This is a genomic window from Streptomyces sp. HUAS 15-9 (genome assembly GCF_025642155.1).
GTDB lineage: Bacteria > Actinomycetota > Actinomycetes > Streptomycetales > Streptomycetaceae > Streptomyces.
In genome coordinates this window covers 819618-833055 of record NZ_CP106798.1, presented here as the reverse complement: position 1 = coordinate 833055, position 13438 = coordinate 819618, and the positions used below count along the sequence as shown (strand labels likewise).

Sequence of the window (13438 nt, the reverse complement as noted above, 5' to 3'; positions counted from 1 at the left end):
CCGTGATGTGCGGCACGCACCCGGACACCGCCCGGGGGCCCGCCGAGGGGATTCCCGCTGCGCAGCGCTTGATCAGCGATCAAAGCGGGCGAACCCCCTGGCCACAGCGCATTCTGCTCATTTGACAGTGCGCTCGGCACACAGATAGACAGCAGCTCTCCGAGGTCGATAGAGGGGCACCGTGTACGAGCCGAACGTGGTCGGGGACTGGCAGGAGCACGACGAGCATGCCGGTCTGCGCGTCCGCGTCCACAGCCTGGAGGCGGCCGAGCCGCCGCGCGGACGCGACGACGCGGCCGTCGGGCTGACGTACTTCAGTGTCCGGGTGACCGTCGAGAACCGCGGCGCGCGCCACTTCAGCGTCCAGCTGGAGGACGGGCAGATCGACGTCCGGGTCGGCTCCGACGGGGAGGGCGCCTTCATCGACTGGCGCAACTCGCAGTTCATCGAGGGCTTCGACGTCTACCCGCTGCGCCGGGCCACCGCCGTGATCTATGCGGCAGGCCCGGAGGCCGCGCTGACCCAGGTCGACGTCCAGGTCCAGCTGCGGGTCGACGAGGAGTGGACCGACCGCCGCCTGTGGGCGGGCGGCATCGGACTGCTCGAGGAGCCCGTCGCCGCCGCCTCCGCGGCTGCCGGGCCGGGCAGCCTGGCCCACCAGGTCAGCGTCTTCCTGAAGGACCTGGAGGACCAGACGGAGCCGGGCACCGCCTGACGGCCGCTACGGCCGGTCAGTGCGGGATGCCGTCGATGATCTCGCGGGCACCCTGCCGCAGCAGGGACACGGCGACCGAGGTGCCGAGCGTGGCCGGGTCGAGCCGCCCCGCCCACTCGTGGGCGTTCAGCCGCGTCTTGCCGTCCGGCGTGAACACACAGGCACGCAGGGACAGTTCACCGCTGCGGTCCATGCGGGCGTAACCGGCGATCGGGCTGTTGCAGTGCCCCTGCAGCACATGCAGGAACATGCGCTCCGCCGTGGCCTCCCGGTAGGTGTCCGGGTCGCCGAGCCCGCTGACCGCGTCGATCAGCTCGGCGTCGCCCTCCCGGCACTGCAGCGCGAGAATGCCCGCGCCGATCGGCGGCATCATCGTCTCGGGGGGCAGCACCTCGCTGATCACCTCACGCCGGCCGATCCGCTCCAGCCCGGAGACCGCGAGCAGCAGCGCGTCCGCCTCGCCGGCCGCGAGCTTGTCCAGGCGGCGGTTGGCGTTGCCGCGGAAGGGCACGCACCGCAGATGCGGGTGGGTGGCGGCCAGCTGGGCGACACGGCGTACCGCGGAGGTGCCGATCCGGGTGCCGGCCGGCAGCGCGTCGAGGGTGAGCCCGCCCGGGTGGACGAGCGCGTCACGGATGTCGTCCCGCTTCAGGAACGCGGCGAACACGGTGCCCGCGGGCAGCGGCCGGTCGGCCGGCACGTCCTTGACGCAGTGCACCGCGAGGTCGGCCGCCCCGGCCAGCAGAGCGGCGTCCACCTCCTTGGTGAACGCCCCCTTGCCCTCCACCTTCGACAGGTCGCCCAGCCATGTGTCGCCGGTGGTCTTCACCGGTACGACCTCTGTGCGCACCTGCGGATGAAGGACGGCCAACTCGGCGCGGACACGCTCCACTTGGGCGAGTGCCATCGGTGAGTCACGGGAGACGATACGGATCAGTTCCGGGACGGACATGGGGGACACGATAGACCGTGGCGACGGACATCCGTGCCGATCGGCCGCATTGCTCCGCCGTGCCGCGAGTGCCGGTACCGTCATGACTTCATGTGCCGGTCGAAGGGGCCCCTCGTGGGTGAGCGGGTGGCGTGGGCGCGGACCGGCGGGTGTCCATGGGTCCCCTGCCGCGCCCGGGGCGGCAGGGAACCCGCGGCGGCTCAGGCGTTGGGGTCGAAGGCGATGCCGGACGGCTTGGCCGAGGTCAGGTGCGAGGCGAAGCTGTCGTCCTTGAGGCCGAAGTGGGCGCTGCCGAAGTCGTACGCGCTCAACTTGTCGCGCAGGCCCGCCGGGTAGCCGTTCCAGCCGACCAGCGGCGGATACTGCCAGGTGTGCTTGTGGTTCTCCGGCGGCTCGTCGTTCGAGTTCGCGAGCCGGAAGCAGTGCGTGCTGATGCCGTCCTTGTGGTACACGATCTTCGCGTGCGTGCCCTCGAAACGGACGTCGGAGACGGGGTGCACGGTGAACGAGCCGTGATTGGAGGTGGAGACGTACTTGATCTGGTCGTTCTGCACCCACACCACGACGTGCTCCCAGTCGTGCCGGTGGCCGCCGAGGCTGATTCCGGGTAGTGCCTGGTCCTTCTCGAAGTACAGGCCGTACAGATAGCCGCACCAGCCGTTGTTGCACTTGTAGCGCGAGTAGCTGTTCGTGTTGTCCAGGTCGGAGGCGTCGTGGCACGAGCCGTTGAGGGCACCGGTCGGCTTCAGACCGCCGTTGATCGTGCCGTCGGGGCCGATGGCCGGACTGGAGTAGCAGCCGTCGGTGTCGTAGTCGAAGGCCGGCTGGTACTTCAGCTCCGAGGGCTCGGCGTTGGCCGGGAGGGCCGGGGGCGGGGCGGCGTACGCGGCGGTGGCGGTGGCGACGACGAGCGCGGAGGCTCCCGCGAGACCGGTCAGCCATCTTCTGCGGTGTGCCTTGAACTTCGGTGACGACACTGCGTCCTCCTCTTTGGGCGCAGCCCAACGGCTGTGGGGGCAAAGGGAGTTCAGCTTCCCGGGTTTTCGACTCCGGGCCAAGGGGTCACACGAGTACCGGTGGTGAAGGAGGGCCCAACTTCTTGGATCATGACGAGGTGTCAGGGCGGATGCGGACCGGAGTCAGGTCGCACTCGGGCCGGAGTCGGGCCGGTTCAGGCCGGTTCGTCGGGGATGTCCGCCGCCGACTCCTCGGGCGCGAGGTCGGGACGCAGCCGGAGCCAGGACGGCTGGCGCAGCAGTCCGGCCCGTGTACGGGTGCTGTAGGCGACCTCGCCGACCAGCCGGGGCAGTACCCAGTGGGCGCCGGAGACCGGCGGGACCGGGTCGAAGGGGCACACGCCGGTCTCGGCGGCCCGCAGCAGTGCGGCCAGTTCGGTGCGCTCGGCCTCGCTCCAGCCGGTGCCCACACCGCCGACGTACCGCAGGCGCCCGGCGGCCCGCTGGCCGACCAGTACGGCACCGGGCAGTCCGGTGAGCCGGCCCTTGCCGGGCAGCCAGCCGCCGACGATCACGTCCTCGCTGCGCATGTTGCGGATCTTGATCCAGTCGCGGGAGCGCACGCCCGGCTCGTACACCGAGTCGAGACGCTTGCAGACCACTCCCTCCAGACCGTGCTCGCGGGTCGCCCGCAGGGCCTCGGCGCCGTGGCCGAAGACGGCGGCGGGGGTGGACCAGTGGGGCCCGTCGAGGGCCAGCTCCTCCAGCCGTGCCCGCCGCCGGGTGTAGGGGAGGGCGAGCAGGGAGCCGCCCAGGTGCATCACGTCGAACAGCACGAGGTGCACCGGGACCTGGGCCGCACGGCGCGCCGCGCGTGCCGGTGCGTGGGCCAGGCCCATACGGCTCTGCAGCAGCTGGAAGTCGGCTCGACCGTGTTCGTCGAGGGCGAGCACCTCGCCGTCCAGGATCGAGGGGGTGCTGCCGAGGGCGCCGCCCAGCGGCCTCAGCTCGGGGTAGGCGGCGGTGATGTCCTCGCCGGAGCGGGCGCGCAGCAGCACGGTGCCGTCGCCGGGGAGGTAGATCACCGCACGCTGGCCGTCCTGCTTGGTCTCGTAGGCCCACCGGGCGTCCTGGGCGGTGGGCGGCAGCTTTCCGGGAGTGGCGAGCATCGGCGCGATCAGCGGCAGGGTCACGGCTGAAGATGTCGACCGCGCCCGGCGCGGCCACGCCCCTTTCGGGAGCGGTTCCCCTGAACGGCCGCTGCGTGAGGCACACCGTCCGCCATGTGGCGACCAACTGCGGTGTGGCCCGCGCCGACCCCGACTCATGGGCCCGCACGACGAGTTGGGCACGATTGCGGGCGGACAACGGGCGATGCCAGACGTTGTGCAGGTGGCCCACTTCGCCGGCCCCGCAGCCGAGCAGTTCGGCCACGACGAAGTACGCGGCAGCCTCGACAATCGCCGGTGCCCTCGGCCCCTCGTGGCCGTCGGCCAGGCCGTCCACGCGGGGCGCGACGTCGAGGCCGCCGCTCGCGACGAGGGCGCGTACCGCCCCGACCAGCCGAGGTCGACGAGGATCGGCGAATGGATGCCGCGCATCACGTGCCGCAGCTCGGTCAGCGCCTCCTGCGCCACGTTCTGGGCGTCCGCGTCCAGTTCGGCGAGGCGGCCGACCAGCGGCAGGACGACCGCGTCCGGCGCCGAGGATACGCCGCCGGTATTGTCCGGCCTGCTTCACGTGGCTCACGTTCTCCAACGCCCCGCGCCCCTACGCCTCGAAGGTCACCACTGTCCGGTCCCCGCGAACCGTGGACAGTCCCAGTCTTCTGTAGGCATGCAGGCCAAGCGGCGTACGGGGCTGCCGCGACGCGCATCGACCATCCCGCCCGTCTGTAGGCACTGCTGCTCGGGGCGTACGCGGTGCCTACAGATATCTGGGACCGGACAACCACGACCTTCTCCGCGGCCCCCGGGGTCAGCGCGAGCCCGAAGGCGCGCTCGCCTCCGCGAACGGAACGCGATGGCTGATGAGCTTCGCGAAGCGCTCGTGATGCTCGACGAGTTCGGGGGTCACCTCGAAGATCACCGTCGGGTAGCCCTGGGAGGCGACGAGGGTCAGCTCGCTGCGCAGCATGCCGCCGAGGTCCATGTCGGCCCCCTTCTGCACCGCCACCATGACGAGCCTGGCGTGCCACTTGGCGTTGGCGACCACGGTGTCGAAGACGGCGGCCGCACCGGCCGCGTCGATGTAGATGTCGGTGCCCGGCCGGGGCCGGCCCAGGGCGTTGGCGCTCTGCCCGTGCAGCTCCGCCAGGCGTGCGGTCACGTCCTCCTCGGCGGAGTCGATGACGGCGTCCGCCCCCACGGCCAGCGCCTTCTCCAGCCGCCCCGGGACGACGTCGGCCACCACCACGTGCTCGACTCCGCGCAGCTTCAGCCAGATCGCCGCGCCCAGACCGATCGGCCCACCTCGACGATCTCGCCGGCCGGCTCGTGGCCCAGGGCGACGGGGACCAGGTCACCGCCGAGGTGGGCGCGGGCCGGTATGCCGCCGATGTGCAGGAAGGTGACGTCGGTGCCGCAGATGCCGCAGGCGCGGACCTTCATCAGCACGTCCTTCGGGCCCGGGCCGGGACGCTCGACATCCACGACGTCGATCTTGCCGACGCCATCGGTCCGGACGGACTTCATCGTGGCCATGGGGTGACTCTCACTTTCTGATGAGCCCTGATGTTCCGGAAACTGCTGGGAGAGGGACGAAGGCCGAACCAGGTACCCATGGCGTCCACAGCACCCATGGCGTCCAGGACGGCTGCGGCCATGCCCCGCTCGCCGCGTTCGTTGGGGTGGACGGAGGCCGCGGGGGAGGCCGGGACGAGGGGTTCGATCCAGCGGGTGGCGGAGGCTGAGCAGGCGTCATGCCCCTCGGAGGGCTCGTAGGTGTCCACGTAGCCCGCTCCGGCTGCCTCGGCCCGCCGCCGCAGCATGGCGTTGAGCTGCTGTTCCTTCTCGCGCAGGAAGGTGACGTCGCCCGGCGCGAGGCCCATCTCGCGCCCGCAGCCGTGTCCGTCGGCGGGCAGGATCGCCGGATAGGCGACGACGTGGACGCGGGCGTGCGGTGCGCGCCGCTTCACTTCGCCCAGCGTCCGCGAGAGCATCCGCTCTGCCGTCTCGGTCCTCTGCCGCACCTCGTCGGTGTCCCCGGACACGTACTGCGCGCGGCAGGGCGCGTCTCCCGGGAGGTTCTCACCGCCGCTGCCCGTGCCGCTCCCGGTGGCGAAGTAGACCGCCCCCGCAGTCACACACCGCTTGATCAGGCCGATGAAGTCGATGTCGTTGGCGCCGATCCCGACGGTGATCAGGCGGGTCCGCGCGGACAGGGCCGACAGCTGGGGCGGGTTGACCCCGTCGTCCGTGGACTGGGCCGCCGAGAGGTCGGCGATGGTGGCGCCGCTGCAACTCACGTCGTCGAAGTCGGCCGAGTCGAGGCCGAGTCGACGGGCCACCAGGGTCGGGTAGTTGCGGTCGGACCGCTCGCAGCCGGCCGGTGTGCCGGTCCGGTCGGGAATCCTCGGGCCCGAGGTGTAGGAGTCGCCGAGCGCGACGTAGGGGCCCTTCGACGGGGTGGAGTCGTCACCGGAGCCGCCGTCGTCCCGGACGATGCCTATCGCGGTGCCGATGACGCCGCAGGCGAGCACCCCGGCCAGCCCGGCTCGTACGGAGTTCTTCATGGAGGCGTCCTGTCTCTTCCGTCTCGGCGACACGGAGAAGGAGATGTCCCCGGGCCGGTGCCGGACGGGGGGACTGAACCGGCGGCCGGGCCCGGGGACCGCACCGGTCCCCGTCCCCACGAGTACGGCGCGAGGGGCCACCCCCGCTCAGGGTGGCCCCGGTCCGGGCGACTTACTTGAGTTAGGCAAGCATATGTAGGTTACTTGAGTCAAGCAAGTGAACCCCCCGGCGGTCTGCTGCGGCACCGCTTCGTCACTCGCGCGTCGTCAGGATGCTGAGCGCGTTGGCCGCGACGACCGCCCCCATGCCCGCCCACTCGGGCAGGCCCAGGCCCTGGCCGAGGACGACCCAGCCGACCACGGCCGCGAGCACCGGATTGACGCTCATGAACAGCCCGAACGTCTGGGCGGGCACCTTGCGCAGGGTGAGGAGGTCGGCGAGGTACGGCACGGCCGAGGAGAGGATCCCGGCCGCGACCGCGCACAGCACGGCTCCGGCCGTGGGCGGGTGTCGTACGGCCACGACGGCACCGATCGGCAGGAAGGTCAGGGCGGACAGCCCCGCGGCGGCCGCCGAGCCCTGTGCCCCGGGGATGCGTCGGCCCACGACACGGTTGAGCAGGATGTACGACGCCCAGCAGCAGGCGGCCACCAGGCCGAGGCCCATGCCCACGTAGTCGGTGGACGGCTGGGGGCGCATCAGGACGACGACCCCGGCTGCGGCCAGCACCGCACACCCGGCGTCCAGCCGGCGGCGCGAGGCGGACAGCGCGACGGCGAGCGGGCCGAGGAACTCCAAGGTCACCGCGAGCCCGCTGGGCGACCGCCGGATCGACTCGGCCATCGTCGGCCTAGAACGCCGACTGTGCGCCCTGGCCAACGACGACCCCCTGGCCCGGCGCCGTACGGTCCGGCTCGCCGATCTGACGGGCCGGACCCTGCTCGTGGACCGCCGGACCGGCACCACCACGCCGGATCTCTGGCCCCCGGACTCGCGCCCGGTCACAGAGGAGACGCACGACGTCGACGACTGGCTCACCGTGATCGCCGCGGGTCGTGCCATCGGTGTGACGGCGGAGTCCACCGCGAACCAGTACCCGCGGCCCGGCATCGTCTACCGGCCGGTGCGCGACGCCGAGCCGGTCGCGGTCCGACTGGCCTGGTGGCGGGACGATCCGCACCCCGCCCAGCAGGCGGTGATCGAGTTGCTCAGCGACCTGTACCGGGTGGGGTGAACGCTCGGCGCCGGGGCTCCGCAGGGGGTGTGGCGCTGCGCGTTTCACGGCCGCTCGCCGGACTCCGCGGGTTCGTCGGGGTCCAGACCCGTGCAGGCCAGTTGCCCCGCCACCTCGGCGCACGCCTCCACGCCCCGCGGCGACATCACGGCGAGCATCGGACTGGTGTAGCCGGTGGAGTCCTCGGCCGGATACGTGGCCGAGAGCGTGTTCTCGCCCGCGCGTACGGTGATCTCCCGGGCGTGCGGGGAGTGCACCCGTACCTCCGACCAGGCGGTGCCGCAGGCCGGCGAGTAGCGCAGCCGGACGTCGTAGTCCGGGTCGGTGACCGTGCTCTTCGTCTGTGCGTCGCGCGCGCAGGCCGACGGGTCGGGCAGCTGGCCCTGGCAGGACCTCCCGTGGCAGCGGGGGGCCGCCCCGACGGCCTGCGGCCCCGGCGAGCTGTGCCGGGCGGACAGGGCGAGGGCGGCCGCGGCGGCGGCTGTCACCGTCAGCAGGGCGAGCACCGCCGGCCGCCGCATCCGGCGCCCCGCCGGGCGCTCCTGGCCGACCTCGTCGGACGGGTTGCCCGCGGACTGCTCGCCGGAAGCCTCCCACAGGGCCAGCACCGGGGCCGGGTCGACGCCGGCGATCCGGGCGAGCGCCTCCACGGCCGAGCGGGGTGGCCGCTTGCCCTCGGTCAGATAGCGGTGCCAGGCGGACTTGCTGTACGGGGTGCGGGCGGCCAGCGCCGCCAGGCTCAGCCCCGTACGGTCCTTCAGTTCGCGCAGTCTCACCATCAACGGCTCGTCCGGCGTGGTCGGTTCTGCGGGCTGCCGCATGGTGCGTTCCTCGACTCCGGTTACGCTATGGGCGTTTCGCCCCCTGTTGTCGCAATGGCTTCCCGGGGAAGGGGAAAGTGCAACCTGTCGTGAGGTATGAGGTGGGTGAAGTGCGTACACGCCGAAGGCCTGTTCGGGAACGAGAGGTTTCCGAACAGGCCTCGGGGTCAGCGTGTACGACGGGGCGAAGCGGTCAGCACCAGCGGGCGGCGGTGCCGACCCGGACGTAGTGGGCGGACACATAGCCCCTGTGGTGGGAGAGCCGGTACCAGGTGTGGTTGCCGTGCACCCGGGACCCGCTCGTCCGGCAGGTGAGTGCCACGAGCCGGTTCGGGTGCCGGTGGCCGACCACGCGGTAGCCGGTGCCCGGGCCGGAGCGGACGTTCAGCGCGAGGCGGTGCGTGGTCACACGCCCCACGACGGGGAGGCCGTGGCGGTGACCGGCCGAGCGGACCACGTGGCGGACCCGGTGTGTGCAGCGGTGCGTGGTGCGGTGTGCGTGGCGGACGCGGTGCACACGGTGCGTGACGCGGTGCGCGCGGCGGGACTTGTGGTGCGTCGTGCGGTGCTTGGCCTGCCGGTGCGCGGCGGGAGCGGGCAGCAGCGAGGGGGTGGTGTACTGCGTCGAGACGTTGGGCGCGGGGAGCGGTACGGCGTGGTCCGCCTCGGCGGCGCCGGCTGCCGTGGGCAGGAGCGCGAGCACCGCGATCGTCGCCAGCAGGCCGCTCTTCACGGTCCGTCGGATCATCGAAACCTCCGGGCTGTCGATCTCGTGACCACGAAGCGTGATCACGAGACCCAGCGTTTCCGTGACGAACCGTCAGGATGCCGTCCCCGCGTCCCGTGGAACGCGGGGGACGTCCCCGGGGACGGATCTTCTCCGCGCGGTCATTTACTTGAGTTACGCAACGATATGGTAAACTGGTGGGTATGCCCACGGAACCGCTGCCCGTCGCCCCTGCCGCCTCCCCGGAAGTCGTCGAGATCGAACGTGCCCTCACGCGCATCACGTATCTGAGCACCCGGGCCCGGCAGCACGAGCGACTGATGGCGCTCGCCGGTGTGCCGCTGGACCGGGCCGCGGTGGCGCTGCTGCGTCAGGTCGCCGACTCCGACCCGTTGCGGCCGGGGGAGCTGGCGCAGCGGCTGGGTGTCGAGGCCTCCCATGTGACCCGCACCGTGCAGCAGTTGCAGAAGTCCGGCTGTGTCACCCGGATCCCCGACCCCGACGACCGCCGCGCCCAGCGCATCCAGCTCACCGACGCGGGCCGCCGGGCCGTCGACCGGATCCGGGACGCCGGAGCTCGCGGCATGCAGCTCGCCCTCGGCGAGTGGAAGCCCGAGGAACTGCGGCAGCTGGCCGCCCTGTTCCATCGCATGGTCGACGACTTCCTGGCGTACGCCGTCGAGGACGAGTCCGGCCGGGAGGCCGGTGCGCCGGTGGATACGGCCTGAACGACTCGGCCCCTTCGTCGTGGGGGCTCCGGCAAGCCCGCGACAGGCCTGCAACCATCGGCTTCGAACAGTCGTCTTCCTGCCCATGCGCAAGATCAAGCAGCAGGCCGGGACACTCGTCCGCCAGATCGCTCTGTTCGGCTGGGTGCAGGCCGGCTGCTGCGCCTTCGCGGTCGCGCTGTTCGGCGGTATGGCGGCGGTCCGGATGCTGCCGCCGCTTCCCGTGGCGCGCTACGACCTCCTTCTCGCCTACGGCGTGCTGCTCACGGTCGTGTGCCATCTGCTGGGCTGGGAGACCCGCCGGGATCTCGCGGTGATCGCCGTCTGCCATGTTCTGGGGCTCGTCTTCGAACTGGTCAAGGTGCATGTGGGCGCGTGGAGCTATCCCGAGCCCGCGCTGACCAAGGTGGCCGGAGTGCCGCTGTACGGCGGGTTCATGTACGCGGCCGTCGGCAGTTACGGCTGCCGGACCTGGCGGCTGCTGGAGCTGTCGTTCACCGGCTATCGGGCCCGGGTCACCGCCGTGGTGGCCGTCTTTCTGTACGTCAACTTCCTCACGCACCACTGGCTGCCGGACCTGCGCTGGGTCCTCGGCGGCCTTCTGCTGTGCGCGACGTGGGGCACCTGGATGTACTTCACGGTCGGCGAGCGGCGCCACCGCATGCCGCTCGCCCTGTCCTTCGCGCTGGCCGGCTTCTTCCTGTGGTTGGCGGAGAACGTGGCCACGTACCTCGGCGCCTGGCGGTATCCGTACCAACTCCACGGCTGGGAGCCGGTGTCGATGTCGAAGTGGGTCTCCTGGGCGCTGCTGATCACGGTGTCCTTCGTCGTCCGCGCCAACTGGCCGGGCAAGCCGGCCCGTCAGGCCATCGCGCGGCACCCGTGATTCCGCGTCGTCCGGCCCGGCGGGCGGCCGCAATTCTCGACTCGACTCACCCGACCCATTGACGTGTTGTTGCCACGCCCTTAGCATCTGGTCGAAGTTCCGTACATAGTTCGAGATATCGAACGTCTGCAATTGTGTACATCTCGGATATGAGGCCCCCGGAAGGTCGCCGACGTCGCCGACTGCGGTACCGCCGGCGGCATCGACGTACGCCGGTGGACCCGGCTGAACCACACCTGCCGGCAGTCGCGACCGACGACCACCACCTGATCGAGCTCCACCGACAGAGAGGAAGACCGGTCGTCGTGAAACGCCTTGTCGGACGGGTGCTGACCGCCCTCCTCGCCGCACTCGCCCTGCTCGTCACCGCCATCCCCGCGCATGCCGCCCCCGCCTCACCCGCCGTGACCTTCACCAACCCCCTCGCCGAACAGCGCGCCGACCCGCACATCTTCAAGCACACCGACGGCCACTACTACTTCACCGCGACCGTGCCCGAGTACGACCGCATCGTGCTGCGCCGGGCCACCACCCTCCAGGGCCTCGCCACCGCCCCCGAGACCACCATCTGGACCAGGCACGCGAGCGGTGTCATGGGCGCGCACATCTGGGCGCCCGAGATCCACCACATCGGCGGCAAGTGGGTACGTCTACTTCGCCGCAGGCTCCACCGGCGATGTGTGGGCGATCCGCATGTACGTCCTGGAGACGAGCGCGGCCGACCCGCTGACCGGCACCTGGACCGAGAAGGGCCGGATCACGACCCGGTGGGAGAGCTTCTCGCTCGACGCCACCACGTTCGTCGTGACCGGGGTCCGGTATCTCGCCTGGGCCCGGCACAACCCCGGCGAGGACAACAACACCAGCCTCTTCATCGCCAGAATGGCCAACCCCTGGACCATCAGCGGCACTCCGGTGGAGATCTCGCGGCCCACCCTGCCCTGGGAGACCGTCGGCCACAAGGTCAACGAGGGCAGGGTGGTCGTCCAGCACTGCGGCAAGGTCTTCCTGACCTATTCGGCGAGCGCCACCGACGCCAACTACTGCCTGGGCATGCTCACCGCGTCCGCCTCCAGTGACCTGCTGAGCGCCTCCTCCTGGAGCAAGAGCCCCCAGCCGGTCTTCAAGAGCAACGCCGTGACCTCGCAGTACGGGCCCGGCCACAACTCGTTCACCCTCTCCGAGGACGGGAAGTCCGACATCCTCGTCCACCACGACCGCAACTACAAGGACATCACCGGCGACCCGCTCAACGACCCCAACCGCCGTACCCGGCTGCAGAAGGTCTACCGGAAGGCCGACGGCACCCCCGACTTCGGCATCCCGGTGGCCGACGGCGTCACCCCGGTCCGGCTCTCCTCGTACCACTACCCGGACCGCTACATCCGCCACGGGGACTTCCGCGCGAAGATCGAGGCGAACGTCACCGACCTCGCCGACTCCCGGTTCCGCGTCGTCACCGGCCTCGCGGGCAGCGGCACGATCTCCCTGGAGTCGACGAACTACCCCGGCTACTACCTGCGCCACAGGAACTTCGAGGTCTGGGTCGAGAAGAACGACGGCTCCGCCACCTTCGGCGGCGACGCCTCCTTCCACCGTCGCCCGGGCCTCGCCGACGCGGCGGCCGGCGTCTCCCTGGAGTCGTACGACTACCCGGGCCGCTACATCCGCCACTACGGCAATCTGCTCTACATCCGGACGATCAGCACCGCGCTCGACAAGGCGGACGTGACCTTCTTCATGGAGTAGCTCCCTCTTGAGCCCGGGCGATCCACTGCGGTCTACCGTCGAGTAATATCCGGCGACAGGTCGTCAGAGGAGGAACCGTGCCCCGGTCCGAACGTTCACCCCTGCTGCTGGCCGGTCTGCTGGCCACGGCAGGGGTCGCCCACTTCGCCGCTCCCCGGCAGTTCGACGCGACGATTCCGAAGACGCTGCCGGGCTCGGCCCGGACCTGGACGTACGCGAGCGGGGCCGTGGAGCTGGCCCTCGCCGCGGGCCTGGCGACCCGGCGGACCCGGCCGGTGGCCGCGCGGGCCGCCGCCGCCTTCTTCGTCGGGGTGTTCCCCGCGAACGTGAAGATGGCCGTGGACTGGCGGCACCGCCCCGCACCGCTGAAGGCGGCGGCCATCGCGCGGCTGCCGCTCCAGGTGCCCCTGGTGCTGTGGGCGCGCGGTGTCGCCCGCAACGGGGAGGGCCGGTCATGAGCGAGCGTGTCGACGTAGGTGACAAGGTCGAGGACTTCGCGCTGCCGGACGGGACCGGCACGACGAGGAGGCTGTCGGAGCTGCTCGCCGACGGACCCGTCGTGCTGTTCTTCTACCCCGCCGCCCTGACCGCCGGCTGCACCGCCGAGGCCTGCCACTTCCGCGATCTGGCGGCCGAATTCGCCGCCGTCGGGGCGCGGCCCGTCGGGATCAGCGGCGACACCGTCGAGCGCCAGCAGGAGTTCGCCGGACGCCACACCCTCGGCATGCCGCTGCTGTCCGACACCGACGGATCGGTCCGCGAGCTGTTCGGCGTGAAGCGCGGTTTCTCCCTCGCGCCCACCAAGCGGGTCACCTTCGTCATCGCCCAGGACCGCACGGTCCTGGAGGTCGTCCGCAGCGAACTGCGCATGAACACCCACGCCGACCGGGCCCTGGCCGTACTGCGCGGTCATCGGGGCTGAGGCGGGCCGCCGCG

13 protein-coding genes and 3 pseudogenes are annotated in these 13438 nt (G+C 71.3%); 7 read left to right on the top strand and 9 right to left on the bottom strand.

Annotated features, from left to right (window positions below; genetic code table 11):
- The first annotated feature begins 181 nt into the window (after nucleotides 1–181).
- Nucleotides 182–715: a hypothetical protein gene (locus N8I87_RS03750; RefSeq protein WP_263205394.1), complete on the top strand. Its 534-nt coding sequence runs from the start codon at nucleotides 182–184 to the stop codon at nucleotides 713–715.
- 16 nt (nucleotides 716–731) lie between these two features.
- On the opposite strand, the gene hemC is transcribed toward N8I87_RS03750, so the two are convergent.
- The 7 genes and pseudogenes from hemC to N8I87_RS03715 all read right to left on the bottom strand — a co-directional run.
- Nucleotides 732–1667: a hydroxymethylbilane synthase gene (gene hemC, locus N8I87_RS03745; protein ID WP_263205392.1), complete on the bottom strand. Its 936-nt coding sequence runs from the start codon at nucleotides 1665–1667 to the stop codon at nucleotides 732–734.
- A 200-nt stretch (nucleotides 1668–1867) separates the two neighbouring features.
- Nucleotides 1868–2644, bottom strand: a complete 777-nt coding sequence (locus tag N8I87_RS03740; RefSeq protein ID WP_263205390.1) for an NPP1 family protein — start codon at nucleotides 2642–2644, stop codon at nucleotides 1868–1870.
- 194 nt (nucleotides 2645–2838) lie between these two features.
- Nucleotides 2839–3816 (bottom strand): ATP-dependent DNA ligase, encoded by a 978-nt coding sequence (locus N8I87_RS03735; protein ID WP_263205388.1) that lies wholly within the window; start codon nucleotides 3814–3816, stop codon nucleotides 2839–2841.
- 784 nt (nucleotides 3817–4600) lie between these two features.
- Nucleotides 4601–5038 carry a zinc-binding dehydrogenase gene (locus N8I87_RS03730; protein WP_263205386.1) on the bottom strand — a complete coding sequence of 146 codons (438 nt, stop codon included), beginning with the start codon at nucleotides 5036–5038 and terminating at the stop codon, nucleotides 4601–4603.
- A gap of 20 nt (nucleotides 5039–5058) precedes the next feature.
- Entirely contained in the window at nucleotides 5059–5325 is a 267-nt protein-coding gene (locus N8I87_RS03725) for an alcohol dehydrogenase catalytic domain-containing protein (RefSeq protein ID WP_263205384.1), read from the bottom strand.
- Nucleotides 5313–6356, bottom strand: coding sequence for an SGNH/GDSL hydrolase family protein (locus tag N8I87_RS03720; protein WP_263205383.1), 1044 nt, complete (start codon nucleotides 6354–6356; stop codon nucleotides 5313–5315). The genes N8I87_RS03725 and N8I87_RS03720 overlap by 13 nt, the downstream gene beginning before the upstream one ends.
- Before the next feature lie 253 nt (nucleotides 6357–6609).
- Nucleotides 6610–7182 (bottom strand): annotated as a pseudogene (locus tag N8I87_RS03715) (EamA family transporter); the annotation flags it as partial.
- Between N8I87_RS03715 and N8I87_RS03710 the strand changes: the two are divergent.
- A pseudogene (locus tag N8I87_RS03710) lies at nucleotides 7163–7591 on the top strand (LysR substrate-binding domain-containing protein); the annotation flags it as partial. The pseudogenes N8I87_RS03715 and N8I87_RS03710 overlap by 20 nt on opposite strands.
- Nucleotides 7592–7635: 44 nt before the next feature.
- Here N8I87_RS03710 and N8I87_RS03705 read toward each other — a convergent pair.
- Nucleotides 7636–8412, bottom strand: a complete 777-nt coding sequence (locus tag N8I87_RS03705) for a helix-turn-helix domain-containing protein (protein ID WP_263205381.1) — start codon at nucleotides 8410–8412, stop codon at nucleotides 7636–7638.
- Nucleotides 8413–8605: 193 nt separating this feature from the next.
- Nucleotides 8606–9160: an SH3 domain-containing protein gene (locus N8I87_RS03700; RefSeq protein WP_263205380.1), complete on the bottom strand. Its 555-nt coding sequence runs from the start codon at nucleotides 9158–9160 to the stop codon at nucleotides 8606–8608.
- Between the two features lie 182 nt (nucleotides 9161–9342).
- On the opposite strand from N8I87_RS03700, the gene N8I87_RS03695 reads away from it, so the two are divergent.
- The 5 genes and pseudogenes from N8I87_RS03695 (at nucleotide 9343) to N8I87_RS03675 (ending at nucleotide 13424) form a co-directional block, all read left to right on the top strand.
- A complete protein-coding gene (locus tag N8I87_RS03695; RefSeq protein ID WP_263205379.1) occupies nucleotides 9343–9867 on the top strand; it encodes a MarR family winged helix-turn-helix transcriptional regulator in 525 nt (174 codons plus the stop codon).
- A gap of 85 nt (nucleotides 9868–9952) precedes the next feature.
- A complete protein-coding gene (locus N8I87_RS03690; protein ID WP_263205378.1) occupies nucleotides 9953–10753 on the top strand; it encodes a DUF817 domain-containing protein in 801 nt (266 codons plus the stop codon).
- A gap of 305 nt (nucleotides 10754–11058) precedes the next feature.
- Nucleotides 11059–12502, top strand: a pseudogene (locus tag N8I87_RS03685) (family 43 glycosylhydrolase).
- A gap of 77 nt (nucleotides 12503–12579) precedes the next feature.
- Nucleotides 12580–12960, top strand: coding sequence for a DoxX family protein (locus N8I87_RS03680; protein WP_263205376.1), 381 nt, complete (start codon nucleotides 12580–12582; stop codon nucleotides 12958–12960).
- Entirely contained in the window at nucleotides 12957–13424 is a 468-nt protein-coding gene (locus N8I87_RS03675) for a peroxiredoxin (RefSeq protein WP_263205374.1), read from the top strand. Before N8I87_RS03680 ends, N8I87_RS03675 begins: the two co-directional genes overlap by 4 nt.
- Nucleotides 13425–13438 lie beyond the last annotated feature (14 nt).